This is a genomic window from Klebsiella sp. K5-306 (assembly GCF_051835185.1).
GTDB classification, from domain to species: Bacteria; Pseudomonadota; Gammaproteobacteria; order Enterobacterales; family Enterobacteriaceae; genus Klebsiella; species Klebsiella oxytoca.
The window spans coordinates 490028-515347 of the sequence record NZ_JAIFJY010000001.1 but is presented as its reverse complement, the minus strand read 5'-3'; the positions used below and the strand labels follow the sequence as shown (position 1 = coordinate 515347).

28 protein-coding genes and 3 tRNA genes are annotated in these 25320 nt (G+C 54.5%); 20 read left to right on the top strand and 11 right to left on the bottom strand.

What is annotated here, in order from left to right:
* Positions 1-39 precede the first annotated feature (39 nt).
* Together K2184_RS02465 and K2184_RS02460 are read right to left on the bottom strand one after the other, a co-directional pair.
* On the bottom strand, positions 40-936 hold the full coding sequence (locus K2184_RS02465; RefSeq protein ID WP_049593052.1) for an aldo/keto reductase: 897 nt from the start codon (positions 934-936) through the stop codon (positions 40-42).
* A gap of 48 nt (positions 937-984) precedes the next feature.
* Positions 985-1245 (bottom strand): DUF1289 domain-containing protein, encoded by a 261-nt coding sequence (locus tag K2184_RS02460; protein WP_153675721.1) that lies wholly within the window; start codon positions 1243-1245, stop codon positions 985-987.
* 121 nt (positions 1246-1366) lie between these two features.
* On the opposite strand from K2184_RS02460, the gene K2184_RS02455 reads away from it, so the two are divergent.
* The 4 genes from K2184_RS02455 (at position 1367) to rnt (ending at position 4355) form a co-directional block, all read left to right on the top strand.
* A complete protein-coding gene (locus tag K2184_RS02455; RefSeq protein WP_105890363.1) occupies positions 1367-1966 on the top strand; it encodes a TetR/AcrR family transcriptional regulator in 600 nt (199 codons plus the stop codon).
* Positions 1967-2019: 53 nt separating this feature from the next.
* Positions 2020-3117 carry an alkene reductase gene (locus K2184_RS02450; RefSeq protein ID WP_163525477.1) on the top strand — a complete coding sequence of 366 codons (1098 nt, stop codon included), beginning with the start codon at positions 2020-2022 and terminating at the stop codon, positions 3115-3117.
* A gap of 79 nt (positions 3118-3196) precedes the next feature.
* On the top strand, positions 3197-3604 hold the full coding sequence (gene gloA, locus K2184_RS02445; protein WP_004102689.1) for a lactoylglutathione lyase: 408 nt from the start codon (positions 3197-3199) through the stop codon (positions 3602-3604).
* Between the two features lie 106 nt (positions 3605-3710).
* Positions 3711-4355: a ribonuclease T gene (rnt, locus tag K2184_RS02440; protein WP_004102691.1), complete on the top strand. Its 645-nt coding sequence runs from the start codon at positions 3711-3713 to the stop codon at positions 4353-4355.
* A 50-nt stretch (positions 4356-4405) separates the two neighbouring features.
* On the opposite strand, the gene grxD is transcribed toward rnt, so the two are convergent.
* Positions 4406-4753, bottom strand: coding sequence for a monothiol glutaredoxin 4 (gene grxD, locus K2184_RS02435; RefSeq protein ID WP_004102692.1), 348 nt, complete (start codon positions 4751-4753; stop codon positions 4406-4408).
* Positions 4754-5092: 339 nt separating this feature from the next.
* On the opposite strand from grxD, the gene K2184_RS02430 reads away from it, so the two are divergent.
* On the top strand, positions 5093-5947 hold the full coding sequence (locus tag K2184_RS02430; protein ID WP_053064937.1) for a C40 family peptidase: 855 nt from the start codon (positions 5093-5095) through the stop codon (positions 5945-5947).
* Between the two features lie 310 nt (positions 5948-6257).
* Positions 6258-6839 carry a superoxide dismutase [Fe] gene (gene sodB, locus K2184_RS02425; protein WP_004102696.1) on the top strand — a complete coding sequence of 194 codons (582 nt, stop codon included), beginning with the start codon at positions 6258-6260 and terminating at the stop codon, positions 6837-6839.
* Positions 6840-6895: 56 nt separating this feature from the next.
* On the opposite strand, the gene K2184_RS02420 is transcribed toward sodB, so the two are convergent.
* Complete coding sequence (locus tag K2184_RS02420; RefSeq protein ID WP_016810093.1) at positions 6896-8062, bottom strand: MFS transporter; 1167 nt, start codon at positions 8060-8062, stop codon at positions 6896-6898.
* A 171-nt stretch (positions 8063-8233) separates the two neighbouring features.
* The gene (gene cydH / locus K2184_RS02415; RefSeq protein WP_049082851.1) at positions 8234-8323 is read right to left on the bottom strand and encodes a cytochrome bd-I oxidase subunit CydH; all 90 of its coding nucleotides are present in this window, start codon (positions 8321-8323) and stop codon (positions 8234-8236) included.
* 296 nt (positions 8324-8619) lie between these two features.
* On the opposite strand from cydH, the gene purR reads away from it, so the two are divergent.
* A complete protein-coding gene (gene purR / locus K2184_RS02410; RefSeq protein WP_016810091.1) occupies positions 8620-9645 on the top strand; it encodes an HTH-type transcriptional repressor PurR in 1026 nt (341 codons plus the stop codon).
* Between the two features lie 18 nt (positions 9646-9663).
* Here purR and punR read toward each other — a convergent pair whose 3' ends face one another.
* On the bottom strand, positions 9664-10575 hold the full coding sequence (gene punR / locus K2184_RS02405; RefSeq protein ID WP_004102702.1) for a DNA-binding transcriptional activator PunR: 912 nt from the start codon (positions 10573-10575) through the stop codon (positions 9664-9666).
* A gap of 112 nt (positions 10576-10687) precedes the next feature.
* Here punR and punC point away from each other — a divergent pair, with 112 nt between their 5' ends.
* Entirely contained in the window at positions 10688-11872 is a 1185-nt protein-coding gene (punC, locus tag K2184_RS02400) for a purine nucleoside transporter PunC (protein WP_004102704.1), read from the top strand.
* A gap of 300 nt (positions 11873-12172) precedes the next feature.
* Positions 12173-13321, top strand: coding sequence for a cyclopropane fatty acyl phospholipid synthase (cfa, locus tag K2184_RS02395; RefSeq protein WP_004113452.1), 1149 nt, complete (start codon positions 12173-12175; stop codon positions 13319-13321).
* Between the two features lie 29 nt (positions 13322-13350).
* On the opposite strand, the gene K2184_RS02390 is transcribed toward cfa, so the two are convergent.
* A complete protein-coding gene (locus tag K2184_RS02390; RefSeq protein WP_004102708.1) occupies positions 13351-13992 on the bottom strand; it encodes a riboflavin synthase in 642 nt (213 codons plus the stop codon).
* A 232-nt stretch (positions 13993-14224) separates the two neighbouring features.
* Between K2184_RS02390 and mdtK the strand changes: the two genes are divergently transcribed.
* The 11 genes from mdtK to K2184_RS02335 all read left to right on the top strand — a co-directional run bounded on the left by mdtK (position 14225) and on the right by K2184_RS02335 (position 22812).
* Positions 14225-15598 (top strand): MdtK family multidrug efflux MATE transporter, encoded by a 1374-nt coding sequence (gene mdtK, locus K2184_RS02385; RefSeq protein WP_004113454.1) that lies wholly within the window; start codon positions 14225-14227, stop codon positions 15596-15598.
* A 209-nt stretch (positions 15599-15807) separates the two neighbouring features.
* Positions 15808-15884: transfer RNA gene (locus tag K2184_RS02380), tRNA-Val, on the top strand.
* A gap of 4 nt (positions 15885-15888) precedes the next feature.
* Positions 15889-15965: transfer RNA gene (locus tag K2184_RS02375), tRNA-Val, on the top strand.
* Positions 15966-15969: 4 nt separating this feature from the next.
* Positions 15970-16046 (top strand) — tRNA-Val (locus K2184_RS02370).
* A gap of 441 nt (positions 16047-16487) precedes the next feature.
* Positions 16488-16673, top strand: coding sequence for a general stress protein (locus K2184_RS02365; RefSeq protein WP_004136767.1), 186 nt, complete (start codon positions 16488-16490; stop codon positions 16671-16673).
* A gap of 90 nt (positions 16674-16763) precedes the next feature.
* A complete protein-coding gene (locus K2184_RS02360) occupies positions 16764-17261 on the top strand; it encodes a YciE/YciF ferroxidase family protein (protein WP_004102712.1) in 498 nt (165 codons plus the stop codon).
* 32 nt (positions 17262-17293) lie between these two features.
* Positions 17294-17800: a ferritin-like domain-containing protein gene (locus K2184_RS02355; protein ID WP_004102713.1), complete on the top strand. Its 507-nt coding sequence runs from the start codon at positions 17294-17296 to the stop codon at positions 17798-17800.
* Between the two features lie 19 nt (positions 17801-17819).
* A complete protein-coding gene (locus K2184_RS02350; RefSeq protein WP_017145741.1) occupies positions 17820-18692 on the top strand; it encodes a manganese catalase family protein in 873 nt (290 codons plus the stop codon).
* Between the two features lie 72 nt (positions 18693-18764).
* Positions 18765-20168, top strand: coding sequence for a cytochrome ubiquinol oxidase subunit I (locus K2184_RS02345; protein WP_133497264.1), 1404 nt, complete (start codon positions 18765-18767; stop codon positions 20166-20168).
* Positions 20168-21178: a cytochrome d ubiquinol oxidase subunit II gene (gene cydB / locus K2184_RS02340; RefSeq protein WP_016810086.1), complete on the top strand. Its 1011-nt coding sequence runs from the start codon at positions 20168-20170 to the stop codon at positions 21176-21178. Before K2184_RS02345 ends, cydB begins: the two co-directional genes overlap by 1 nt.
* Before the next feature lie 8 nt (positions 21179-21186).
* Positions 21187-22812: an alpha-amylase family protein gene (locus K2184_RS02335; RefSeq protein ID WP_004102717.1), complete on the top strand. Its 1626-nt coding sequence runs from the start codon at positions 21187-21189 to the stop codon at positions 22810-22812.
* On the opposite strand, the gene K2184_RS02330 is transcribed toward K2184_RS02335, so the two are convergent.
* Genes K2184_RS02330 through K2184_RS02315 form a run of 4 tightly spaced genes read right to left on the bottom strand, consistent with a single transcriptional unit; the run spans position 22809 to position 25310 of the window.
* Positions 22809-23798 (bottom strand): SDR family oxidoreductase, encoded by a 990-nt coding sequence (locus tag K2184_RS02330; RefSeq protein WP_049128658.1) that lies wholly within the window; start codon positions 23796-23798, stop codon positions 22809-22811. The genes K2184_RS02335 and K2184_RS02330 overlap by 4 nt on opposite strands.
* A 21-nt stretch (positions 23799-23819) precedes the next feature.
* Positions 23820-24338: a 2-oxo-tetronate isomerase gene (locus tag K2184_RS02325; protein ID WP_004102720.1), complete on the bottom strand. Its 519-nt coding sequence runs from the start codon at positions 24336-24338 to the stop codon at positions 23820-23822.
* A 12-nt stretch (positions 24339-24350) separates the two neighbouring features.
* Positions 24351-24797 carry a DUF421 domain-containing protein gene (locus K2184_RS02320; RefSeq protein ID WP_004102722.1) on the bottom strand — a complete coding sequence of 149 codons (447 nt, stop codon included), beginning with the start codon at positions 24795-24797 and terminating at the stop codon, positions 24351-24353.
* A gap of 9 nt (positions 24798-24806) precedes the next feature.
* Positions 24807-25310: a hypothetical protein gene (locus K2184_RS02315; protein WP_163525479.1), complete on the bottom strand. Its 504-nt coding sequence runs from the start codon at positions 25308-25310 to the stop codon at positions 24807-24809.
* Positions 25311-25320 lie beyond the last annotated feature (10 nt).

Sequence of the window (25320 nt, the reverse complement as noted above, 5' to 3'; positions counted from 1 at the left end):
ATCACTATTCAGTGTAGGCCATTGCTGAGGTGTCGGTGTTTACGGAACGTCGTAGCCTAAGGCCGCTTTGCGAATGCGGAACCACTGCTGACGGCTCATATTTAGCTTTTCAGCGACAACCGCCGAGCGCACGCGCTCAATTTTTCCTGAACCAATAATTGGCAGCGGCTGCGACGGCAGACGCAGGATCCAGGCATACACCACCTGCTCAATGCTTTCCGCATTGAGCTCCTGAGCGACGCGGACCAGCTCATCGCGCAGCGGCTGGAAGCTTTCGTCGTTAAACAAACGGCCGCCGCCGAGGCAGGACCAGGCCATCGGTCGGATGCGCAGCTGCTGAAGCTGATCGAGCGTACCGTCAAGCAGCAGCGGCTGGTGAACCGGGGAAATTTCCACCTGATTGGTCGCCAGGGTAAACGGCAGGCGCGACTGCAGCAGGGTAAACTGGGCGGGGGTAAAGTTCGACACGCCGAAGTGGCGAACCTTGCCGCTATGATGTAAAGCCAGGAAGGCCTCAGCCACTTCGTCAGCATCCATCAGCGGGTCCGGGCGATGAATCAGCAGCAGGTCCAGATGGTCGGTCGCCAGATTACGCAGCGACTGCTCCGCGCTCAGCACAATATGGTCGCGGTCGGTAATATAGTGGCCGATGGTATTTTCTGCCCGCGCTTTCGTGGCAATTCCGCATTTGGTGACGATCTCCATCCGGTTGCGCAGATGGGGCGCCAGCTTTAACGCTTCGCCAAACGCCGCCTCACAGCGATAGTCGCCGTAAATATCGGCATGATCGATGGTGGTGATGCCCAGATCCAGGTGTTGCTCCACAAAGCCCACCAGCGCCTGAGCGGACATCTTCCAGTCCATCAGACGCCAGTAGCCCATCACAAAACGAGAGAATTCCGGCCCCTGGGGAGCCATAGCAATACGCTGAACCATAACAGCTTCCTCAATAAAAAAGTGTCCTGAGTATACGCAATTTTTTGCTTAAAACAGTGAGGGTTGCTGCGGTTCTTCCGCACTATCCTGCTTAGCTGCGCGTAATTTACGCAGCAGCCGCTGGCGACACAGACGCAGAACATCCTGCTTTTGCGCATCGCTCATTTTCTGCCAGTTGAAACGCTCATCGCGGCTACGCATGCACCCCCGGCAGTAGCCGCGTTCATCAGACTGACAAATCCCCCGGCAGGGACTCTGTACCGGGAAGAACTCCAGTTGTTCAGCCACTTCGCCTCTCCAGCCGCTCATCTCTGTCTTTATTGAAGACGTTTCATCCGCCGTACGCAAATTTTGTTCGTCGCCCTCTGCGCCAGGCAGCATTTTTAATTATGGCTTGCATTAGACCAATCGGTCTATTACAGTGAGCGCCATGAACAAACACAGTGAATGCAATACCCGCGAACATATCCTGGCCACCGGCGAGCAGCTTTGTATGCATCGGGGTTTTACCGGTATGGGGCTGAGTGAACTGCTAAAAACAGCGGAAGTGCCGAAAGGTTCTTTCTATCACTATTTTCGCTCTAAAGAAGCCTTTGGCGTAGCGCTGCTCGACCATCACTACGCCGGATATCTTCAGCGCCTGGTTGAGCATTTTGCCCACGGCGAGGGAAACTATCGCGACCGCCTTTTGGCCTACTATCAGCATACGCTGACCCAGTTTTGCCAGCAGGGCATCATTAGCGGCTGCCTGACGGTGAAGTTGTCGGCAGAGGTCTGCGATCTGTCGGAAGATATGCGCACCGCGATGGATAAAGGGGCCAGTCAGATCATTACCCTGCTGGCCGATGCGCTGGAGCAAGGTCGTCAGGAAGGTAGCCTCACGTTTGACGGTGACGCATTAACGCTCTCGCAGGTGCTTTACTCTCTGTGGCTGGGGGCGAATCTGCAGGCCAAGATTACGCACAGCGCAACGCCGCTGGAAAGCGCCCTGGCCCACGCTAAAAAAATTATTGCTGCGCCTGCCCTATAACAGGCGTTTTTATTTAACCCGTTTCAAGACGACCGGTCTACTCAGGAGTCATTATGTCAGAATCAAAGTTGTTTACCCCGTTGAAAGTAGGTGCGGTAACCGTGCCGAATCGCGTGTTTATGGCTCCGCTAACGCGTCTGCGCAGTATTGAGCCGGGGGATATTCCCACCCCGCTGATGGGCGAATACTACCGCCAGCGCGCCAGCTCCGGCCTGATTATTTCCGAAGCGACCCAGATTTCCGCTCAGGCTAAAGGCTACGCGGGTGCGCCAGGGCTGCACAGTCCGGAACAGATTGCCGCATGGAAAAAGATCACCGCCGGCGTCCACGCTGAAAACGGGCGTATTGCCGTCCAGCTGTGGCATACCGGGCGTATTTCGCACAGCAGCATCCAGCCCAGCGGCGCCGCCCCGGTTGCACCATCGGCCATCAGCGCGGGCACCCGGACTTCGCTGCGCGACGAAAACGGCCATGCCATTCGCGTTGACACCTCAATGCCGCGCGCGCTCGAAACCCACGAGATCCCAGGGATCGTTGATGATTTCCGTCAGGCGGTAGGTAACGCCCGCGATGCCGGATTCGATCTTGTCGAACTGCACTCCGCCCACGGTTACCTGCTGCACCAGTTCCTTTCCCCTTCTGCCAACCATCGTACTGACCAGTACGGCGGCAGCGTGGAAAATCGCGCTCGCCTGGTGCTGGAAGTGGTTGATGCGGTGAGTAAAGAGTGGAGCGCCGACCGTATCGGTATTCGCGTCTCGCCCATCGGCAGCTTCCAGAACGTCGATAATGGCCCGAATGAAGAAGCCGACGCGCTCTATCTGATCGAAGAGCTGGCGAAACGCGGTATTGCCTACCTGCACATGTCCGAACCGGACTGGGCTGGCGGCCAACCGTACAGCGATGAGTTCCGCCAGAAAGTGCGCGACCGTTTCCCGGGCGCTATTATCGGCGCGGGCGCCTACACGGTTGAAAAGGCCAACGATCTGATCGGTAAAGGGCTGATCGATGCCGTGGCCTTTGGTCGCGACTACATTGCTAACCCGGACCTGGTGGCGCGCCTGCAGAAAAAGGCCGCTCTGAACCCACAGCGTCCGGAAAGCTTCTACGGCGGCGGCGCGGAAGGTTATACCGATTACCCTACCCTGTAATCCGTCCATTGATAGCGGCGGGTTATCGCCGCTATACTCAACGCTCTGATGTATCAAAATAAACTGCATAGGGGACATTATGCGCTTACTTCACACCATGCTGCGCGTTGGCGACCTGCAACGTTCTATTGAGTTTTACACCAACGTGCTGGGCATGAAACTGCTGCGCACCAGCGAAAACACTGAATATAAATACTCGCTGGCATTCGTGGGTTACGGCGAAGAAAGCGATACCGCCGTGATTGAGCTGACCTACAACTGGGGCGTGGATAAGTACGATCTCGGTAACGCGTATGGTCATATTGCGCTGAGCGTTGAAAACGCGGCGGAAGCCTGCGAACGTATTCGTCAGAACGGCGGCAATGTGACCCGTGAAGCCGGCCCGGTTAAAGGCGGTACGACGGTCATCGCCTTCGTCGAAGATCCGGATGGTTATAAAATCGAGCTGATTGAAGAGAAAGACGCCGGAAAAGGCCTCGGCAACTAATCTGCTGCGGGCGCCCGCGGTGCCCGCTGTTTTATCCCCTTCCTGCTGCAAGCCGCGGCAAAATTTGCCATAATGCGCGCTACTTTTTTCCAGCTAAGAGAATCTGATGTCCGAGAACGCTCAACTGAATGGTCTGTGCGACCGTTTTCGCGGTTTTTATCCAGTGGTAATTGATGTTGAAACCGCCGGATTTAATGCCAAAACCGACGCCCTGCTGGAGATCGCCGCTATTACGCTGAAAATGGACGAAGAAGGCTGGCTCATGCCGGACGAAACGCTGCATTTTCATGTTGAACCTTTTGAGGGCGCAAACCTGCAGCCCGAAGCTCTGGCTTTTAACGGTATTAACCCCAACGATCCCGAGCGCGGTGCGGTGAGCGAATACGATGCGCTGCACGCGATTTTTAAAATGATCCGCAAGGGCATGAAAGAGAGCGACTGCAGCCGCGCTATTATGGTCGCGCATAACGCCACATTCGACCATAGCTTTACCATGGCGGCGGCAGAACGTGCGGGGCTGAAACGTAATCCATTCCATCCATTCGTCACCTTCGATACCGCGGCCCTGAGCGGTCTTGCGCTTGGCCAAACGGTATTGTCGAAAGCCTGTATCGCCGCCGGAATGGCATTTGACGGGACTCAGGCCCACTCTGCGCTTTACGATACCGAACAAACGGCGCAGCTATTCTGCGAAATCGTCAACCGCTGGAAGCGTCTTGGCGGCTGGCCCTTACCCGTGGCCGAAGAATAAATGAAAAAAAAGCGACTTCACAGGAAGTCGCTTTTTTATTTAAAGCAAAATTACTCTGCTTTCGGCTCGTCAGTTTTGTACTTAGCGGCCGTTTCTTTGATCAGCTGCTGCAGTTCGCCGCGCTGATACATTTCAATCACGATGTCACAGCCGCCGACCAGCTCACCGTCTACCCACAGCTGCGGGAAGGTTGGCCAGTTAGCGTATTTAGGCAGCTCCGCGCGGATGTCCGGGTTTTGCAGGATATCGACGTAGGCAAAACGTTCGCCACAGGCAGAGAGCGCCTGAACGGCCTGAGCGGAGAAACCACAGCTTGGCAGCTTCGGAGACCCTTTCATATACAGCAGGATCGGGTTTTCAGCGATTTGACGTTGGATTTTTTCTAAAGTCGTGCTCATTGTCGTGCTTCCTTAAACTTCTCTACGGCAGTAATTTGTCATTGTAGCGCCCTGAACGCAGGACCGATAATAACATTTTTTTCACTTGCCTCATTTTATCTTCTGTAGGCAAAAGTTGCCTCAAAAATATCATTTTATTGCTATACGCAGCAACGCGTTGCGCGTTTTTCATGCGGCGAGCCCGCCGGGAGACGCATTTTTTTGCAAATGTTAACCAAACGAGACTTTAGATACAAAAGAGTATTAACTTTCCACGATTTTATGCTTTAGAATCGATGCGTTTTGTCATTCATCGTCAGGCATAGGTATATGTCTGTAATTTAATCAGGGGATTGCTCAGTGGCGCGTCTTAACAAAATCGCGATTTCGCTCTGTGCATTACTTTTCACATCTATTTCACTTACGCCGCTGGCGCATGCTTCCGGGCATACGCACGCTTCGGCCACGCCCAAAGCGCATCCGGCTAAAGGCACTACCGCAGAGCGTAAGAAAAAAGCAGCCAGTTCCAAAAGTAAAACCACCGCCAAAACCTCCAGCAAAAAAACACCGACCGCCAGCCGCAGCAAAATAACCGCTTCACGCCAGACCGCCAGCGCCACCAAAAAATGCGTCCTGCGCAAGGGCTACAAAAAGCTGTGCGCCAGCTCGACAAGGTCGATTGCGGAAAGCAAGCTGGCCGCGGCGAGCCTGCAGAAAAAGTGCGTGGTGCGTAAAGGCTATAAAACACGCTGCAAACCCATTGCCGACGAGCCGCAGCTGACTATCGCCGATGCGCATAAAGCGCGGGTACAAAAAGCGCAAAGCACCGCGATGTCAAAGTTGATGGATCAGATTGGCAAACCTTATCGCTGGGGCGGGACCTCTCCGCGCACCGGATTTGATTGCAGTGGTCTGGTCTATTACGCCTATAAAGACCTGGTTAAAATTCATATTCCGCGCACTGCCAATGAGATGTATCACCTGCGCGACGCTCGTCCAGTGGATCGCGGCGAGCTGCAAAGCGGGGATCTCGTCTTCTTCCGCACCCGCGGGCGCGGGACGGCAGATCACGTCGGGGTATACGTCGGCAACGGCAAGTTTATTCAGTCTCCGCGCACCGGTCGCGATATACAGATTACCTCTTTAAGCGACGATTACTGGGTACGCCACTACGTCGGCGCGCGTCGCGTTATGACGCCGAAAACCATTCGCTAAATGTGCCTTGTCGCTGCGGCGACAGGGTAACTCTCTCTTTTGCCACATCTTTTAATTTGCTACTATTACCTTGCGCAATACAGGGTTATTGCGCGCACCAGACCCAGAATAATTGCAGCAGCATCACAGAACGCCCTGCCGTTTTGAACCGCGCTTGCGCAGGCCCAAAGGGGCGAGGCATAAGTCGAGTCTTGCGGCAGCTCAGCGCATCCCGGGAGCGAACAACAGTACATGACCGGGGTAAGTGCAGGTAGTCAACACAGATGCCGCTGGGATTATGAAGGGTATAACGATAAAAAGGAGAGTAGCAATGTCGTTCGAATTACCTGCATTACCATATGCAAAAGACGCCCTGGCGCCGCACATTTCAGCGGAAACCCTGGAATACCACTACGGTAAGCACCACCAGGCCTATGTGACTAACCTTAACAACCTGATCAAAGGCACCGCGTTTGAAGGCAAAACCCTGGAAGAGATCGTGCGTTCTTCCGATGGCGGCGTCTTTAACAACGCCGCGCAGGTCTGGAATCACACCTTCTACTGGAACTGCCTGGCGCCAAACGCCGGTGGCGAACCGGAAGGCGAACTGGCGGCGGCTATCGCTAAATCCTTCGGCAGCTTCGCGGATTTCAAGGCCAAATTCACCGACGCGGCGGCAAAAAATTTCGGCGCAGGCTGGACCTGGCTGGTGAAAAATGCCGACGGTAGCCTGGCCATCGTCTCTACCAGCAACGCCGGTACGCCGCTGACCAGCGACGCTACCCCGCTGCTGACCGTGGATGTCTGGGAACATGCGTATTACATCGACTACCGTAACGCCCGTCCGAACTATCTGGAACACTTCTGGGCGCTGGTAAACTGGAAGTTTGTTGCCGCTAATCTGGCAGCATAAAAGCCAACCGCAGAAGCATTGCTGCTTCTGCGGTTATTATTTCACTTCACGTGAACTTAATGGTTAGCAAACGCCTCTTCCGGTTGCGCCCGCCCGCTGAACAGCACCAGCAGTAGCGCTACGCCCGCGATAATCGCTCCCATCACCGGTACGAACGCATATCCCAGGCCGCCGGATATAACCGCGCCGCCCGCCGCCGCGCCCAGCGCGTTACCAAGATTGAAGGCCCCGATATTAACCGATGAAGACAGCCCCGGCGCCTCATGAGCGACGCGCATCACGCGCATCTGCAAAGGCGGTACCACCGCAAACGTCGCCGCCCCCCAGACAACCATACTTATCGCCGCTCCCACCTGCGACTGAGCCAGCAGCGGGATCGCCAGCATAATGACCATAAGCAGCAGAAGAAAGCCCTTCAGCGTTGCGGTAACGGAACGGTCGGCAAACTTACCGCCGAGATAGTTACCCAGCGAGAAACCGACGCCAATCAGCACCAGCATGGCGGTCACAAACAGCGGTGAAGCGTGGGTGATGGTATGCAGAACCGGGGAGATATAGGTATAAAGCGTGAACATCGCCCCGGCGCCCAACACGGTGGTCAATAGCGCCGACAGCACCTGCGGACGCATCAGCACCGCAAGTTCCTGCTTCACGTCCGGACGTTCGCCGGCGCTGCCCTTCGGTAGCGACAACCACAGGCCGATCATCGCTACAACGCCCAGCCCCGCCGTTGCCAGGAACGACATTCGCCAGCCGATAGTTTCGCCCAGCCAGGTTGCCGCAGGAACACCGCCGATATTGGCGATCGTCAGCCCCATAAACATCGTTGCTACCGCGCTGGCCTGCTTATGTTTAGGCACCACGCTCGCCGCCACCACCGAGCCGAGACCGAAGAAGGCGCCGTGGTTGAGGCTGGTAATAATGCGCGACAGCAGCAGCGTAGTGTAATCCGGGGCAATTGAAGAGAGCACATTACCGAGGGTAAAAATGGCCATCAGAAAGATTAGAGCATTTCTGCGCGCGCGGTGGGAGAGCAGCAGAGTCATTAACGGCGCACCGACCATCACGCCGATGGCATAAGCGCTAATGAGCATTCCCGCCGCCGGAATGGACACATCCACGCCTTTAGCAATAACCGGTAATAGTCCCATCGGGGAGAACTCGGTCGTGCCGATACCAAAGGCGCCGATCGCCAGCGCGAGCAGGGGAAAGTTGATTTTCATGCAGGAACTCCATCAGGCCGCCTTCAGCGACGGCATCTTATTCAGAAGTCAAAAGCATGACATCAATCACAGAAAAACAAAAGTAAACGAAATGGCAAAAGATTTTTGCGAAATTGATAATAATAGGCGGGGGGGGTAAAGGGAGAGCGGCCCCTCCCTCTCAGTAAAGAATCAATGCAGTACTGCAGTCAAACCTGCGGCAACAATCAAACCCAGAACAATAATCGTTGTCGTCAGCGAAAACTTTAAATTTGTATCCATCAATTTTTCCCCCTGATTATCCCCACATGAAAAGTGAGCTTGCTCATTTTTACACAGAATAGCGTAAAAATCTTCCGAGATTTAGAGTGATGCACATTTTTGCTCTTCCCCTTTGCCCCAAGATCGGACAAAATCCCACGCTAATTTGAAAGCGTATCGGCCATTGACCCCTTCCTGTCGTTCTGTGTCGTTTTCCCGACGTGATGCCATGATCCATTTTGGCGCCAGGGTGTGTACAGGCAATCGTTTACGTACCGATAAACAGACGATCAGGTCAAGGTCTGGAGTGAGAAGTAATGGCAACTATTAAAGATGTAGCGAAACGCGCAAACGTTTCCACTACAACAGTATCACATGTAATTAACAAAACCCGATTCGTAGCGGAAGAGACGCGCAATGCGGTATGGGCGGCCATTAAGGAGCTGCATTACTCCCCCAGCGCCGTTGCTCGCAGCCTGAAGGTCAATCACACCAAGTCTATTGGTCTGCTGGCGACCAGCAGCGAAGCGGCTTATTTCGCCGAGATTATCGAAGCGGTCGAGAAAAGCTGCTTCCAGAAGGGCTATACCCTTATCCTCGGCAACGCCTGGAACGACCCGGAGAAACAGCGCGCCTATCTGTCAATGATGGCGCAGAAGCGCGTTGATGGCCTGCTGGTGATGTGCTCCGAGTATCCGGAATCAGTTTTAAGCATGCTGGAAGAGTATCGCCACATCCCGATGGTGGTCATGGACTGGGGCGAGGCAAAAGCCGACTTTACTGATTCGGTCGTCGATAACGCCTTCGAAGGCGGCTATATTGCCGGACGCTACCTGGTTGAACGCGGCCACCGCGATATCGGCGTGATCCCAGGCCCACTGGAGCGTAACACCGGTGCGGGCCGGCTGGCAGGCTTTATGAAAGCCATGGAAGAAGCGCAGATCGGCGTTCCGGAAAACTGGATTGTCCAGGGCGATTTTGAACCGGAGTCCGGCTATCGCGCCATGCAGCAAATTCTCAACCAGCATCCTCGCCCGACGGCTATTTTCTGCGGCGGCGATATTATGGCCATGGGCGCCATCTGCGCGGCGGATGAAATGGGGCTGCGCGTGCCGCAGGATATTTCGCTGATCGGTTATGATAACGTGCGCAACGCCCGCTACTTCAGCCCGGCGCTGACCACCATCCATCAGCCTAAAGACTCTCTGGGCGAAGCGGCCTTTAATATGCTGCTGGATCGCATCGTCAATAAGCGCGAAGTCTCGCAGTCGATTGAAGTCCATCCGCGTCTGGTCGAGCGCCGCTCTGTGGCCGACGGCCCGTTTGTCGATTACCGCCGTTAACCTTTCCTGCGGCGTCGGTTATTCCGGCGCCCGCAGCCACTCCCGATTCAGCGTTTCGCTATCGCCAAGATAATCCAGCAGCCATAACAGGGCCGGAGAGGCATCGCTTTGTTGCCACGTCAGACAGCAGGCAGCATCCGGGAATGGGTTCTCCAGCTCCAGCGCCGTCCATTCACCGCTATCGAGCCACGGCTTTGCTAAATGCCCGGGCACCATCCCGACGCACAGCCCCGCGGAGAGACAGGTTTCAGAGGCATCCCAGTCCGGCACAACCACCCTCTTCTGGTTATCGAGCAGCCAGGTGGTCCGCTTCGGCAGCGAGCGTGAGGTATCCTCTCTGACCAGCGATGGCCAGTTGCGCAGGACGTCATCGCTTAAAGGTCCCGTCATTTTGGCCAGCGGATGGTGGCTTGCGACGACGCAGTCCCAGCTCAGCATTCCCATATCCCGAAAGGCGTAGCGGCCCCCGACCGGAATTGAGCGCGTTGCGCCGATCGCCAGCTCCACGCGACCGTCGGCCAGCGCATCCCAGACGCCGTTGAACACCTCCTGAAAAACAATCAGCTCAACGTCATCAAAGTGACGATAGAAATCAACGATCATCTGCCGCATACGCGTTGGCTTAACGATATTATCCACCGCGATAGAGAGCTGTCCGCGCCAGCCGTTGGCTATCTGCTGACACTGCTGGCGGGTGATCTGCATTTTTTTGATAACAGATCGCCCTTCCTGCAAAAACCAAACGCCGGCAGGGGTTAGCTCGACATCCCGATGGCGGCGTTCAAATAGCGGCACCGCCAGCCACTCTTCCAGCTGACGCACGGTATAGCTGACGGCCGAAGGGACGCGGTGCAATTCCTGCGCAGCGGCGCTAAAGCTGCCGTTGCGGGCGACAGCATCGACAACTTCAAGCGAGTATTCAGACCACATTTTCTGCCTGCAAAATTTTTGAATTCACCTGACAAATATTAGCGTTTCACAAGCCTGAATGCACTCCCTACACTCTGCGCCATCGTACCTGCATCACTAAAAAGAGAATGATATGCAACAACCTGGGAAAGGATTTTTAGTCTGGCTGGCCGGACTCAGCGTTCTGGGCTTTCTGGCCACCGATATGTACCTGCCGGCTTTTGCGGCCATGCAGCAAGATCTGCATACCTCAGCGGCGTCGATCAGCGCCAGCCTGAGTCTGTTTCTCGCGGGCTTTGCGCTGGGCCAGCTTTTCTGGGGGCCCATCTCCGATCGTTACGGCCGTAAACCGGTGCTGTTGAGCGGACTGGCCATCTTTGCCATCGGCTGTCTGGGCATGCTTTGGGTCCGCGATGCTACGCTGATGCTGGCGCTGCGTTTTATCCAGGCTCTGGGGGTTTGCGCCGCCGCGGTGACCTGGCAGGCCATGGTGACCGATTATTATCCTGCCCAAAAAACCAACCGCATTTTCGCCGCCATTATGCCCCTGGTGGGATTATCGCCTGCGCTGGCGCCGCTGCTCGGCAGCTGGTTACTGGTTCATTTTGAATGGCAGGCTATTTTTGCCGTTCTGTTCGCCATTACCCTGCTGTTAATGCTGCCAGCCCTGCGCCTGAAGGCGGCGAAAAAAAGGATCGTCAGCGCCCAGCAGAAGCTTACGTTCCTCGCCCTGCTGCGTTCGCGGGAATATAGCGGCAACGTGCTGATCTACGCCGCCTGTTCCGCCAGCTTCTTTGCCTGGCTGACGGGGTCGCCGTTTATCCTTCACGAGATGGGCTACGGCCCGACCGTTATCGGCCTGAGCTATGTTCCGCAAACCATCGCGTTTCTGGTAGGTGGCTACGGCTGCCGGGCGGCGCTGCAAAAATGGCAGGGCCAGCAAATTCTGCCGTGGCTGCTGGCGATCTTCGCCGTCAGCGTGGCCGCCACCTGGCTGGTTGGCCTGCGGGAAAATGCAACCCTGGTGGGATTAATGATTCCGTTCTGCGCCATGGCAGTGGTGAATGGCGGTATCTATCCTATCGTCGTCGCCCAGGCGCTGAAGCCCTTCCCTGAGGCGACAGGCCGCGCCGCGGCGTTGCAAAACACCCTGCAGCTTGGCCTCTGTTTTTTGACCAGCCTGCTGGTCTCCACGCTGATCGCCACTCCGCTGCTAACGACCACCAGCGTGATGCTGGTCTCCATCGTGCTGGCCGGAATCGGCTACCGCATGCAGCATAAGGCCGCGCATCTGGAAACAGAATCGTCACATGCTTAAGGTATTCTGCTGATAGTTGCCAGATCCAGTAGTTAGCTTGCTAAGATATTTTTGTTGAAAGCCTGTTTTTAGCGGCCTATACTGGATCCGGCATCACATAAATAGAAAGATTAGTTGATTTTTAACGGGAGCAGGATGCATCCCGTTTTACCATGGAAGGCCTTTCGGCAAGGGTTATCTCCCTTCCTCTGTTCTACGTCGGATAGCAGCCTTACGGATTATCCGTGAGATTTCTCACAAAGCCAAAAAAGCGTCTACGCTGTTTTAAGGTTCTGATCACTTGGGCGTGATGGAGAAGCTATGAGTTCATCGTGTATAGAAGAAGTAAGTGTACCAAATGATGACTGGTACCGAATCGCAGCTGAATTATTAAGCCGTGCGGGCATTGAAATTAATGGTCCTGCGCCCTCCGATTTGCGGATTAAAAACCCTCATTTTTTTAAACGCGTTTTGCAGGAAGGGTCGCTGGGTTTAGGCGAGAGCTATATGGACGGCTGGTGGGATTGCGAGCGGCTGGATATATTTTTCCATAAAGTATTACGCGCCGGTCTGGAAAATCAGCTTCCCCATCATTTCAAAGATACCCTGCGTATCGCCACTGCACGCTTATTCAATCTGCAAAGTAAAAAACGGTCCTGGATTGTCGGGAAAGAGCATTACGATTTAGGCAACGATCTGTTCAGCCGCATGCTCGATCCCTATATGCAGTATTCCTGCGCTTACTGGAAGGATGCGCAGAATCTGGAAGACGCACAGCAGGCAAAATTAGATCTCATCTGCCGTAAACTTCAGCTTGAGCCGGGGATGCGGGTGCTGGATATCGGCTGTGGCTGGGGTGGACTGGCCTACTATATGGCCAAAAATTACCAGGTCAGCGTTGTCGGCGTCACGATTTCAGCTGAGCAGCAAAAAATGGCCCAGCAGCGCTGCGCAGGTCTTGACGTTACTATCCTGCTGCAGGATTACCGCGACCTGCAAGAGAGCTTTGACCGTATCGTCTCAGTCGGCATGTTTGAACATGTCGGGCCGAAAAATTACGCCACCTACTTCGACGTGGTCGACCGGAATTTGAAACCCGAAGGCCGCTTCCTGCTGCATACTATCGGCTCGAAAAAAACCGACCATAACGTCGACCCGTGGATCGATAAATATATCTTCCCTAACGGCTGTTTGCCCTCAGTACGCCAGATTGCCGAAGCCAGCGAGCCGCATTTTGTTATGGAAGACTGGCATAATTTCGGTGCCGACTACGACACCACGCTAATGGCCTGGTATGAGCGCTTTCTGAATAGCTGGCCGGAAATTGCCGACAATTATTCGGAGCGCTTCAAACGCATGTTTAGCTATTACCTGAATGCCTGCGCCGGCGCTTTCCGCGCGCGCGATATTCAGCTCTGGCAGGTGGTTTTTTCTCGCGGTGCCGAACACGGCCTGCGCGTAGCCCGCTAAAAATTCCCCCGCTTCGGCGGGGGAATTTATTATTCGGCCGCGTTTTTCAGGGCCACTGCTGCTTCTTTTGCCGCCAGAACGCGCTCAACGGTATCGATAACGGCCTGAGTCTGCGGATCGATCTCAATATTTACCCGGTCCCCCAGCTTTTTCACGCCAAGGGTGGTGCGCTGCAGCGTTTCCGGGATCAAATGCACGCAAAACCGGGTGGGCGTCACTTCCCCTACCGTGAGGCTAATACCATCGACGCCGATATAGCCTTTATAAAGGATATATTTCATCAGCGTCGGGTCCTGAACCTTAAACCAGATTTGGCGATTATTTTCCGACGTCAGAATTTTAACCACTTCCGCGGTGGTCATAATATGGCCTGACATCAGGTGGCCGCCAATTTCATCGCTGAATTTTGCCGCTCGTTCGACGTTAACGCTGTCGCCCTCGCGCAGCGCGCCCAGATTGGTGATGCGCAAGGTCTCTTTCATCAGGTCAAAACTCACTCGCGCGCCATCGATATCGGTGACGGTTAAACAGCAGCCGTTATGAGCTACCGAAGCCCCGGTTTCGAGCCCCGCAAGCATATGCTCAGGCAGCTCCACGACGTGGGTGCGAAAGTTGGGTTTTTCATCAATGGCCACCACTCTGGCGGTCCCCTGCACAATACCGGTAAACATATTTTGCTCCTGTATGAATTCGTAACGGTATCAAGACCGTTTTAGGCTATGACACGAACAATAACAGGTGGCAAAACAGGTTGCCAGCGCACAACGTGTTGTGCGATTTTTTCACTGGCTAAATGGCTAATCCTCGCTACAATAGTCTGGCAAATCCCTCTGCTTTTTCTTCTTGCTGCCCCTGATGGCGGCTTTTTTAGTCCTCCAATAACAACAATATAAAGGTGTTTACGTGCAGAAGTATTTTATTGAAGCGCGTCAGTTATTAGCACTGGCTATACCCGTTATACTCGCCCAGGTCGCCCAAACCGCCATGGGCTTCGTCGATACCGTGATGGCGGGCGGCTACAGCGCCACCGATATGGCGGCCGTCGCCATCGGTACCTCCATCTGGCTGCCGGCAATCCTCTTCGGCCACGGTCTGCTGCTGGCCCTGACGCCCGTTATTGCTCAACTGAATGGTTCCGGCCGTCGCGACCGCATCGCCCACCAGGTACGCCAGGGGTTCTGGCTGGCGGGCTTCGTCTCGATCCTGGTCATGGTGGTACTGTGGAACGCCGGCTACATCATCAGCTCCATGCATAACATCGACCCGGCGATGGCGGAGAAGGCGGTCGGCTACCTGCGGGCGCTGCTGTGGGGGGCGCCAGGCTATCTGTTATTCCAGGTGGCGCGTAACCAGTGTGAAGGCCTGGCGAAAACCAAGCCGGGCATGGTAATGGGATTTATCGGTCTGCTGGTCAATATTCCGGTGAACTACATCTTTATCTACGGTCACTTTGGCATGCCTGAGCTCGGCGGGATCGGCTGCGGCGTGGCGACGGCTTCGGTGTACTGGGTGATGTTTTTCTGCATGCTCTCCTGGGTTCGCCGCGCGCGTTCGATGCGCGATATTCATAACGCTGAGCGCTTCAGCAAACCGGATTTCGCCGTTATCCAGCGTCTGGTGCAGCTGGGCCTGCCGATTGCGCTGGCGCTGTTTTTCGAAGTGACCCTGTTTGCCGTCGTCGCGCTGCTGGTCTCACCGCTGGGCATTGTCGACGTGGCCGGGCACCAGATTGCCCTAAACTTCAGCTCGCTGATGTTCGTATTACCGCTCTCCCTGGCGGCGGCGGTGACCATTCGCGTCGGTTTCCGTCTCGGGCAAGGCTCGACGCTGGAGGCGCAAACGTCGGCCAGAACCGGCGTCGGGGTTGGAGTGTGTTTGGCCGTGATTACGGCGGTTTTCACCATTCTGATGCGTGAGCAAATCGCCCTGTTGTATAACGATAATCCTGAGGTTGTCGCGCTGGCGTCCCAGCTGATGCTGCTCGCGGCGATCTACCAGATCTCTGACTCCATACAGGTGATCGGCAGCGGCATCCTGCGCGGTTATAAAGATACGCGTTCCATCTTCTTTATTACCTTTACCGCCTACTGGGTTCTGGGGCTGCCGAGCGGCTATCTGCTGGCTCTGACCGATATCGTGGTGCCGCGCATGGGTCCTGCTGGCTTCTGGTGCGGATTTATCATTGGCCTCACCTCCGCTGCCGTAATGATGATGCTGCGCATGCGTTTCCTGCAGCGTCAGCCTTCCAGCGTCATATTGCAGCGCGCCGCGCGCTAATCTCTGGCGGCAATTTATCGATACCTGACGGCGCTGATTCAGCGCCGTTTTCGTCTATTGATGAGCAAATCCTCTTTCGCATCAGTAAAATATAACCAATATGAATAAAACTTCTGCGATCGCGAGAAATCTGGAAGAAAAGTGACGTTTGCCTCTTGCCACAACCCCTCCCTGCCGCTAATATGCGTCCCCGTTGCCACTGCAACAATGCGTTCATAGCTCAGTTGGTTAGAGCACCACCTTGACATGGTGGGGGTCGTTGGTTCGAGTCCAATTGAACGCACCATAATGCGTTTATAGCTCAGTTGGTTAGAGCACCACCTTGACATGGTGGGGGTCGTTGGTTCGAGTCCAATTAAACGCACCATAATGCGTCCGTAGCTCAGTTGGTTAGAGCACCACCTTGACATGGTGGGGGTCGGTGGTTCGAGTCCACTCGGACGCACCATTTCACAGCCTCGTGATCTGGTGCCTTATTTCTCTCCCGCATTGAATTATCCTAAAATGACCTTCAGCATTGGCAAAACGCTATTTTCTGATTTTTCCCGGTTGTGTTCTTAATATCTTTCACGATTCCGACAACTTATTTTTCGCGCTTATGTAAAGAGACGTAAAGCCCCGCGTCGCCCGAGTCCCCCCGTATTAACGCAGCGGTCATAAATATATCCTGCAGCAATATAAATGTTTTCGTTAGTTCCTAGCCTGTTATGCTCGCAGTCGCTTTAAACAAGCGGAACGGTAGCCGCGGCATAATTCAGATTATTTCAAAAAATATCACCGCAAACCGGTTTGACTGTTCAAAAATACCGACTAAATTTAATTGCTGAACGACAACGGATACGTAATTAAATCGTATCTACCTGACATAAAATCACAGAGGTATGAAAATATGGCAGAACATCGTGGTGGTTCCGGTAATTTCGCTGAAGACCGTGATAAAGCATCTGAAGCTGGACGTAAAGGCGGTCAGCACAGCGGTGGCAATTTTAAAAACGATCCGCAACGTGCATCTGAGGCCGGTAAAAAAGGCGGGCAAAATAGTCATGGTGGTGGACGCAAATCTGACAACTCCTGATTATTAATCGATTCATTCTCTTGTAATTAATAAGAGTATCCTGCGGGTCTGCGGACTCGCAGTTATTCTCTAGTATTAAGGATATTCCCAATGAATATGAAGAGCATAGAAGACGTTTTTATTCATCTGTTATCGGATACTTATAGCGCAGAAAAACAATTAACCCGCGGCCTGGCTAAACTAGCCCGGGCGGCGTCAAGCGAGCAGCTTAGCGCCGCATTCAAAGCGCATCTGGAGGAGACCCAGGGGCAAATTGAACGTATCGATCAAATTGTCGAACAAGAAGCCAATATTAAAATTAAGCGCATGAAATGCGTGGCGATGGAGGGGCTTATAGAAGAAGCTAACGAGGTTATTGAGAGTACTGAGAAAAATGAAGTGCGCGATGCCGCGTTAATTGCCGCTGCGCAAAAAGTTGAACATTATGAAATTGCCAGCTACGGCACTCTCGCCACTTTAGCCCAACAGCTGGGTTATAAAAAAGCGGTTAAGCTTTTAACAGAAACGTTAGAAGAAGAGAAGTCAACCGATCTGAAATTAACTGACCTTGCGGTCGGCAATATTAATAAAGAAGCACAAAATAAATAGCCAGAAAATAACCTGATATTAAGGAGTTCATTATGAATCACGTTGAACACTATCACGACTGGCTACGCGATGCGCATGCAATGGAAAAACAAGCAGAATCCATGCTGGAGTCGATGGCTGGCCGTATCGATAACTACCCCGATTTGCGCAGCAGAATTGAACAGCACGTCACCGAAACCAAGCGCCAAATTACGGTTCTGGAAGAGATTCTGGATCGTAATGATATATCGCGGTCGGTGCTGAAAGATTCAATGAGTAAAATGGCTGCGTTAGGTCAATCTATTGGCGGCATGTTCCCTTCCGATGAAATCGTTAAGGGTTCAATTAGCGGCTATGTTTTCGAACAGTTTGAAATCGCGTGTTATACCTCTCTGCTTGCCGCTGCGAAAAGAGCCGGTGACACCGCGTCTATTCCCGCCATCGAATCCATTCTGGCGGAAGAGCGGGCCATGGCCGACTGGCTGCTGAAACATATCCCGCAAACAACGGAAGAGTTCCTTCTGCGCTCTGACGCAAAAGGCGTTGAAGCTAAAAAATAAGCAATAAGGATAAGAGCCTATGTTCCGACACGTTAAGCAACTTCAGTATACCGTCAGGGTCGCGGAACCTAATCCGGGGCTGGCTAATCTCCTTCTGGAGCAATTCGGCGGCCCTCAGGGCGAACTCGCCGCCGCATGCCGATATTTCACACAGGGCCTGAGCGATGACGATCCGGGTCGCAAGGATATGCTGATGGACATTGCTACCGAAGAGCTGAGCCACCTTGAAATTATCGGCTCGCTGGTAGGTATGCTCAATAAAGGGGCGAAAGGCGCCCTGGCGGAAGGTACGGAAAACGAAGCCGATCTGTACCGCTCGCTTACCGCTAACGGCAACGACAGCCATATTACCTCTTTGTTATATGGCGGAGGCACGCCGCTGACCAATTCCGCCGGCGTGCCCTGGACCGCAGCATACATTGACACCATTGGTGAACCCACCGCGGATTTACGCTCCAACGTGGCCGCCGAGGCGCGCGCTAAAATCATCTATGAGCGCCTGATAAACGTTACCGATGACCCCGGCGTGAAGGATGCGCTGGCCTTTCTGATGACCCGAGAAGCCGCCCATCAGCTCTCTTTTGAGAAGGCGCTTCAATCCATCAGAAACAACTATCCGCCGGGCAAACTACCGCCAATCACTGACTACGCCAGCACCTACTACAATATGTCAGAGGGCGATGACATTCGCGGCAGCTGGAATAGCGATCTGCACTTCGAGTATGTTGCGAATCCGCAGCCTGCGGTAGATGGCGGAGATGGCGGTGCCAGCGTTAAGCTAACGGCCGAACAAAAGGCCCTGGTGAAAACCATGGCGAAACGCACCCAATCCGACCCGGAAGGCGATCCTCTCACCGGCGCAGAACTTGGCGCGGGTAAGAAAAAGCCGTAATCAGCAACGATCGGTTGTTAATCACTTCCCCCTGCCTGGTTCGGGGGGTTGTTATGTGATGGGGTTCAGAACATGTTTGAACTCGATGCGTTTAATCTGGCAAGGCTACAGTTCGCATTTACCGTCTCTTTTCATATCCTGTTTCCGGCGATTACCATCGGACTGGCCAGCTATCTGGTGGTGCTGGAGGGGATGTGGCTGCGGACAAAAGATGACGTCTGGCGCTCGTTATATAATTACTGGCTGAAGATTTTTGCCGTTAATTTCGGCATGGGCGTGGTATCAGGCCTGGTGATGGCCTATCAGTTCGGTACCAACTGGAGCGGTTTCTCTCAGTTTGCCGGGAGTATTACCGGTCCCCTGCTGCTGTATGAAGTCCTCACCGCGTTTTTCCTCGAAGCGGGCTTCCTGGGCGTCATGCTTTTTGGCTGGAACAAAGTCCCCCCAGGACTGCATTTTTTCACCACCTGCATGGTGGCGCTCGGCACGCTAATGTCCACCTTCTGGATCCTCGCCTCCAATAGCTGGATGCAGACGCCGCAGGGCTTTACCATTGAAAACGGCCACGTCATTCCCCAGGACTGGCTGGCGATTATTTTCAACCCATCTTTCCCGTATCGCCTGTTACACATGGCGATCGCCGCTTTTCTCAGCAGTGCGATGTTCGTGGGCGCCTCTGCCGCCTGGCACCTTCTGCGCGGGAACAATACCCCTGCCATACGTAAAATGTTCTCCATGGCGATGTGGATGGCCCTGCTGGTTGCGCCAATTCAGGCCTTCGTTGGCGATATGCACGGCCTCAATACCCTTGAGCATCAGCCGGCAAAAATCGCCGCCATAGAAGGCCACTGGGAGAATAAACCCGGCGAGGCCACCCCGCTGCTGTTGTTTGGCATACCGGATATGGAGGAAGAGCGTACCAAATACGGGCTGGAAATTCCGGCGCTTGGCAGCCTGATCCTGACCCATAGCCTGGATAAGCAGGTCCCGGCGCTGAAAGATTTTCCGAAAGAGAATCGGCCAAACTCCCTCATCGTTTTCTGGTCGTTCCGTATCATGGTGGGTATGGGCGTGCTGATGATTGCCCTCGGCGTCTGGAGCCTGTGGCTTCGCTATCGGCAGCGTCTTTTCCACTCTCGCGCCTTCCAGTGGAGCGCCCTGGCGATGGGGCCGGCAGGACTGCTGGCGCTGTTGGCCGGCTGGATCACGACCGAAGCGGGACGTCAGCCCTGGGTCATTTATGGTTTTTTACGCACCCAGGATGCGGTTTCGCTGCACAGCACGGCGCAAATGGTCGTCAGCCTGCTGGTCTTTATCGTGGTGTACTGTTCGGTCTTTGGCGTCGGTTATTACTACATTGTCCGGCTTATTAAGAAAGGGCCGCAGCCCGTCAGCGAATTGACATCGTCAACGTCCGGCACGCCGGCTCGCCCCCTTTCTGCCGCAGAAGCCGTGCCTGAAGAGGAGACTCGCTAATGGGCATCGATATCCCCGTTATCTGGTTTGTCATCATTGTATTCGCCACATTGATGTATATCGTTATGGACGGCTTCGATCTTGGCATCGGAATTTTATTCGGCTTTGTACCGAATGCTCATGAACGCGACGTGATGATGAATAGCGTCGCCCCGGTGTGGGATGGCAATGAGACATGGCTGGTGCTGGGCGGCGCGGGGCTATTTGGCGCCTTTCCCCTGGCCTACGCCGTTATCACCGATGCGCTGGCTATCCCGCTCACCGCCATGCTCATTGGCCTGATCTTCCGCGGCGTCGCCTTTGAGTTCCGCTTCAAGGCCACCCCCTCGCATCAAAAGTTCTGGGACTACTCTTTTGTCAGCGGCTCCCTGCTGGCGACCTTTAGCCAGGGGATGGTGGTAGGCGCGGTCATCAACGGTTTTGAGGTCGCCGACCGCAGGTTTGCCGGCTCGGCGCTCGACTGGCTGACGCCCTTTAGCCTGTTCTGCGGCTTAGGACTGGTCGTCGCGTATATGCTGCTTGGTACGACCTGGCTGATTATGAAAAGCGAAGGCGCCCTACAACAGCGCATGCGTGAGCTGACTCGCCACACGCTTCTGGCGCTGATGGCGGTCATCGCCGTTGTGAGCGTCTGGACGCCGCTGGGCTGGCCCTCCGTGGCTGAGCGCTGGTTTACCCTGCCTAATTTCTACTGGTTTGTACCCGTTCCTGTACTGGTCATTGCCTTAAGCCTGTGGATCTGGCGGTTAAGCGCCCATCCTGGTAGCCATGCCCGCCCTTTCCTGCTTACGCTTGGGCTCATTTTTCTTGGCTTTAGTGGTCTGGGTATCAGTCTCTGGCCCAACATCATCCCTCCGCATATTACGCTGTGGGAAGCCTCCGCGCCGCCCGCCAGCCAGCTCTTTATGCTGGTAGGGACCCTGCTTATCATTCCGGTGATTTTGGTTTACACCGCATGGAGCTACTACGTATTCCGCGGCAAAGTTTCCGGCACTGAAGGCTATCACTGAGGTGCGCTATGGCGGACTGGCATACGCGAGCCATCATTTATCAGATTGATTCAGCCCTGTTTTACGATCTCAACGGCGATGGCTGCGGCGATATCGCCGGAATGACGGCGAAGCTGCGCTATATTCGCCGAATGGGCGCGACGGTGATCTGGATAACGCCCTTCTACCTGACGCCTTTTCTGGATGAGGGTTACGATGTCAGCGATCATCTGCAGGTCGATCCGCGCTTTGGACAACTGGCGGATATCATTGCCTTTATCGAGCAGGCCCGTGAACTGGGGATGCAGGTCATTATTGAATTGCTGATTCAACATACCTCTGACGCGCACCCCTGGTTTCAACAAGCGCGCCGCAGTCGACGCTCGCCGTTTCGCGACTATTACCTGTGGTCAGACAACGATGATGATGATACGCCGCCGATGTTCCCCGGCGTCGAAGAGAGCATCTGGTCCTGGGATGCTGAGGCCGGGCAATATTATCGGCATATGTTTTATCGTCATGAACCGGATCTCAACCTGGCCTCGCCAGCGGTCATCAAAGAGGTCGAAAATATCGTCATTTTTTGGCTAAAGCTGGGGGTGTCCGGCTTTCGCCTCGATGCGGCCTCACATCTGACTAAGCAGGCCGGACGCGGCGAGGAGAAACGCGGGCTGTGGCTTCTCGAACATCTACGCCGCCTGATTGAACGGCACAACCCGCAGGCCATACTGCTCGGCGAAGTCGACGTTGAGGTGGCGGAGTATCGCGACTATTTTGGCGATAATAATCGACTTAATATGGTGCTTAACTTCTGGTTGAACAAAAATTTTTACGTCAGTCTCGCGAGTAAGAACGCCCGTCCGCTGATCGACGCCATCACGAAAACCATCGTGCCGCCCGACGCCTGCTGCTTCGCCAACTGGCTACGTAATCACGATGAACTGGATCTTGAAGGGGTAGGCCGCAAGAAAAAGCAAACCGTGATGGATGCCTTCGCCCCGGATAAGGAGATGAACGTTTACCAGCGCGGTATCCGCCGTCGGCTGGCCCCCATGCTGAACGGCGATCGGCGGCGGCTGGCGCTCTGTCATGCCGTACTCTTTTCGCTCCCCGGCGTACCGATAATGCGCTACGGGGATGAAATTGGGATGGGTGACAATCTGGCCCTGGAAGAGCGCTACGCGGTGCGCACGCCGATGCAATGGGCCGGCTCAGCGGGCGGCGGTTTCTCCGCAGCCGATCCTGCTACTTTTGTCGCTCCATTGATCGATAAGGGGCCGTTTCGCTATCAGAAGGTCAACGTCGCTGATTCACTGCTGCACCGCCATTCCCTTCTGCATCGCATTATAGATATCGCCAATACGCGGTGCGAGTTTCCGGAAATCGCCGTTGCGCCTTTTCGCATTATCGGCATCGATCGGCAGGCGATTCTGGGGATTTGCTACGATGCCGACCAACGCCGCGTCATCACCTTTCTTAATTTCAGCGACAAGCGCGTGCGCTTCACCGCGAAAGAGATTGCCGAGGGCGTCTGGACGCCCTGCCTGGCCGACAAAACCTATGCTGACGACCTTGTTGCGGGTAAGCGCGTTGAGCTGGAGATTGGCGCCTATGGCTACCGATGGTTCTGGACCAACAGTAGCGCGCTGCGTTAGCGTTTTTTACGCGAGATAAACCATTTTGCCAACAACCATCCCGCCGCTGCCGCGCCGCCGAGCAGCGCTTTTCCCGGCACGCCGGAGGTGATGGCGGCGGCGCGATACTTCGCCTCTGAGGAAAAACGCCCGTGGGTTTTATGCAGTCTGCTGACCGGCTGTTGTAGATAATCCTGCCGGTCAGCGACATTCCTGTGCCGGGTCATTTGCCCTTCCCATGCTTTATTAACCATCAGTCGATCGAGGAAGCCGGGGAAGAGAAATTGCCCAACGATAGACTGGATTGTGCCGCTCCCCACCCAGAGTTCACGCACGGGCCTGCGTGCAACGTTGAAGATAGCCTCTGCGGCCACCTCCGGCTGATAGACGGGGGGCACCGGGCGCATCGCCCAGGCAAACTTATTGCGCGCCCACTCAAACTGCGGCGTATTCAGGCCAGGCATCTGTACCATTGAGATACTCACGCCGCTCTTTTCATGCATCAGTTCCGTGCGAACCGCATCGGTAAAGCCCCGAATCGCGGCCTTCGCCCCGCAGTAGGCGGACTGTAGCGGAATGGAGCGATAGGCCAGCGCGGAACCGACCTGGATAATGATGCCGCGATCGCGGGGCGTCATTAGCTCCAGCGCGGCGCGGGTGCCGTTGACGTAACCAAGATAGGTGACTTCGGTGACCCGCGAAAATTCATCGTGGGTCATCGTCCTGAAAGGCGCCAGCACCGCGCACATGGCGTTATTGACCCACACCTCGATAGCCCCTAATTGCTTTTCGATCTCGCAGGCGGCAGTGTTAATCGCATCCGCATCAGCGACATCGGCCTGAACGACATGCACCCGAACGCCAAACTGCCGCAGCGCCTGCTGCGTCGCTTCAAGGCTTTGACGATCGCGGGCGATAATTCCCACGTCATAGCCTGCCCGCGCAAAGCGAACAGCCGTTGCTTTGCCGACGCCCGCAGTACCGCCGGTGATCGTCATGACCGCCATAGAACCTCCGCCATGAAAGTGTTATTCGCCCTGCCAGCCGGGCAGTTTCTCCATCAGCATCGCCAGCGAGTAGCGTACGGATTTCTCAACGACATCCTGGCAGCCGCCGGAAAACAGCACCTTCTGCGCGTCGATTGCGCCGCGAAAATTCCATGCGAACCAGACGGTTCCCGCAGGCGTCCCGTCCTCGCCGCCGTCCGGCCCAGCGTATCCGCTTATCGCGATGCTGATATCCGCTCCGGAACACTCCAGCGCGCCCGCCGACATCTCTTCCACGGCCTGTCGACTGACGGCGCTATACTTTTCCAGCGTCGAAGCCTTAACGCCGAGAAGTTTTTGCTTCGCACGGTCGCTAAAGGTGATTAAACCAATATCGTAAAACGCAGCCGTATCCTCCTCCGCGCACAGCGCTGCCGCCAGGCTTCCCCCGGTACACGACTCAGCGGTGGTTAAGCGTAAACGACGGTCGGTCAATGCGATGGCGACTTGTTTGGTCAGCTCACCGGTGGTTTTCGCCTGGTTATAAGGATTATTCGCCATAAAGATACCTTCTTAACTTTCAGCAGGAATAATAGAAATATGTCCGTTCCTTTCCAGTATGGCATATTTGATTTTACTTAATTCCGTAATACCCTGATTCTGCCGTGCGGCCACAAGAATATCATCGCAGGAGACATCCACTTTTTTGAGTTTATCAATTAACGGAACGCCGTTTTCGACTAAAATTACCGGGCAGCCATCAAGCGCTGACTCGGCGCCAGCCATATATTTTTTCATTAATCCAAAGAGCATATCCACCACCACCAGCGTGATAATCGTCAGCATGGCGCCGGTAACCGAAAAGTCGTTCCCCAGCAGCGCCTGTTGTGTCGCTTCGCTGATGATAAGTAATAAAATCAGATCAAAGCTGGTCATTTGTAATAGCGCCCGGCGTCCGGCGATTTTAAAAACCACCAGCAAAATTAAATAAATGGCCAGCGCCCGCAACACCATCTCCATCACGTTCTCCTAAGGATAAATAAATTGCCAGAAGCGAATTTCAGGTTCGCTATTAAGCTGTAAAGCGTGGTTCAGCTTGCCGGGAGCGGTGGGCGTAACGTAGAGCCATATGGAAAAATTTTCCATACTTTTCAAATTATTATAAACCAAAAAGAGTCGATCGTCCTTACTGTACATGCTATCTGGCTGGGGCCAGATAGTATTGGTTTCGAGCGATGAAGTAAAATCACCGCCAAGGCTAAAAACATATTTATTGGCGACGCGCGAATGGGCAGTAATTTTTAGTCGGAACTCAGTTTGCAAACGGCCAAAACGCTCATAAACCACGGTTAAATTTTGCTGGGCATTTCTTTTTTCAGCACGGCTCAAATAGCCGGTGGAAAAAATCCCGGCCAGCGCTGCGAAGATGATTAATAATAATATCCCGAGCCCGATCTTACGAGCAGCGCATTCAAAATTAAGAAAAAGTTCACTCTCTTTTATCCCGGGCAGCTTCTCTTTTTCACTGACCATTTTTCACCTC

What these genes read in the sequence shown, in the direction of transcription:
- rnt (WP_004102691.1), top strand. Translation starts at nt 3,711, where the DNA reads ATGTCCGAGAACGCTCAACTGAATGGTCTGTGCGACCGTTTTCGCGGT.
- K2184_RS02320 (WP_004102722.1), bottom strand. Translation starts at nt 24,797, where the DNA reads ATGGAGATGGTGTTGCGGGCGCTGGCCATTTATTTAATTTTGCTGGTG.
- K2184_RS02315 (WP_163525479.1), bottom strand. Translation starts at nt 25,310, where the DNA reads ATGGTCAGTGAAAAAGAGAAGCTGCCCGGGATAAAAGAGAGTGAACTT.
- K2184_RS02330 (WP_049128658.1), bottom strand. Translation starts at nt 23,798, where the DNA reads ATGGCGGTCATGACGATCACCGGCGGTACTGCGGGCGTCGGCAAAGCA.
- punR (WP_004102702.1), bottom strand. Translation starts at nt 10,575, where the DNA reads ATGTGGTCTGAATACTCGCTTGAAGTTGTCGATGCTGTCGCCCGCAAC.
- sodB (WP_004102696.1), top strand. Translation starts at nt 6,258, where the DNA reads ATGTCGTTCGAATTACCTGCATTACCATATGCAAAAGACGCCCTGGCG.
- grxD (WP_004102692.1), bottom strand. Translation starts at nt 4,753, where the DNA reads ATGAGCACGACTTTAGAAAAAATCCAACGTCAAATCGCTGAAAACCCG.
- K2184_RS02365 (WP_004136767.1), top strand. Translation starts at nt 16,488, where the DNA reads ATGGCAGAACATCGTGGTGGTTCCGGTAATTTCGCTGAAGACCGTGAT.
- cydH (WP_049082851.1), bottom strand. Translation starts at nt 8,323, where the DNA reads ATGGATACAAATTTAAAGTTTTCGCTGACGACAACGATTATTGTTCTG.
- K2184_RS02355 (WP_004102713.1), top strand. Translation starts at nt 17,294, where the DNA reads ATGAATCACGTTGAACACTATCACGACTGGCTACGCGATGCGCATGCA.
- K2184_RS02350 (WP_017145741.1), top strand. Translation starts at nt 17,820, where the DNA reads ATGTTCCGACACGTTAAGCAACTTCAGTATACCGTCAGGGTCGCGGAA.
- K2184_RS02460 (WP_153675721.1), bottom strand. Translation starts at nt 1,245, where the DNA reads ATGAGCGGCTGGAGAGGCGAAGTGGCTGAACAACTGGAGTTCTTCCCG.
- punC (WP_004102704.1), top strand. Translation starts at nt 10,688, where the DNA reads ATGCAACAACCTGGGAAAGGATTTTTAGTCTGGCTGGCCGGACTCAGC.
- cfa (WP_004113452.1), top strand. Translation starts at nt 12,173, where the DNA reads ATGAGTTCATCGTGTATAGAAGAAGTAAGTGTACCAAATGATGACTGG.
- K2184_RS02345 (WP_133497264.1), top strand. Translation starts at nt 18,765, where the DNA reads ATGTTTGAACTCGATGCGTTTAATCTGGCAAGGCTACAGTTCGCATTT.
- cydB (WP_016810086.1), top strand. Translation starts at nt 20,168, where the DNA reads ATGGGCATCGATATCCCCGTTATCTGGTTTGTCATCATTGTATTCGCC.
- K2184_RS02335 (WP_004102717.1), top strand. Translation starts at nt 21,187, where the DNA reads ATGGCGGACTGGCATACGCGAGCCATCATTTATCAGATTGATTCAGCC.
- K2184_RS02420 (WP_016810093.1), bottom strand. Translation starts at nt 8,062, where the DNA reads ATGAAAATCAACTTTCCCCTGCTCGCGCTGGCGATCGGCGCCTTTGGT.
- K2184_RS02360 (WP_004102712.1), top strand. Translation starts at nt 16,764, where the DNA reads ATGAATATGAAGAGCATAGAAGACGTTTTTATTCATCTGTTATCGGAT.
- K2184_RS02455 (WP_105890363.1), top strand. Translation starts at nt 1,367, where the DNA reads ATGAACAAACACAGTGAATGCAATACCCGCGAACATATCCTGGCCACC.
- K2184_RS02390 (WP_004102708.1), bottom strand. Translation starts at nt 13,992, where the DNA reads ATGTTTACCGGTATTGTGCAGGGGACCGCCAGAGTGGTGGCCATTGAT.
- K2184_RS02325 (WP_004102720.1), bottom strand. Translation starts at nt 24,338, where the DNA reads ATGGCGAATAATCCTTATAACCAGGCGAAAACCACCGGTGAGCTGACC.
- gloA (WP_004102689.1), top strand. Translation starts at nt 3,197, where the DNA reads ATGCGCTTACTTCACACCATGCTGCGCGTTGGCGACCTGCAACGTTCT.
- purR (WP_016810091.1), top strand. Translation starts at nt 8,620, where the DNA reads ATGGCAACTATTAAAGATGTAGCGAAACGCGCAAACGTTTCCACTACA.
- K2184_RS02450 (WP_163525477.1), top strand. Translation starts at nt 2,020, where the DNA reads ATGTCAGAATCAAAGTTGTTTACCCCGTTGAAAGTAGGTGCGGTAACC.
- K2184_RS02465 (WP_049593052.1), bottom strand. Translation starts at nt 936, where the DNA reads ATGGTTCAGCGTATTGCTATGGCTCCCCAGGGGCCGGAATTCTCTCGT.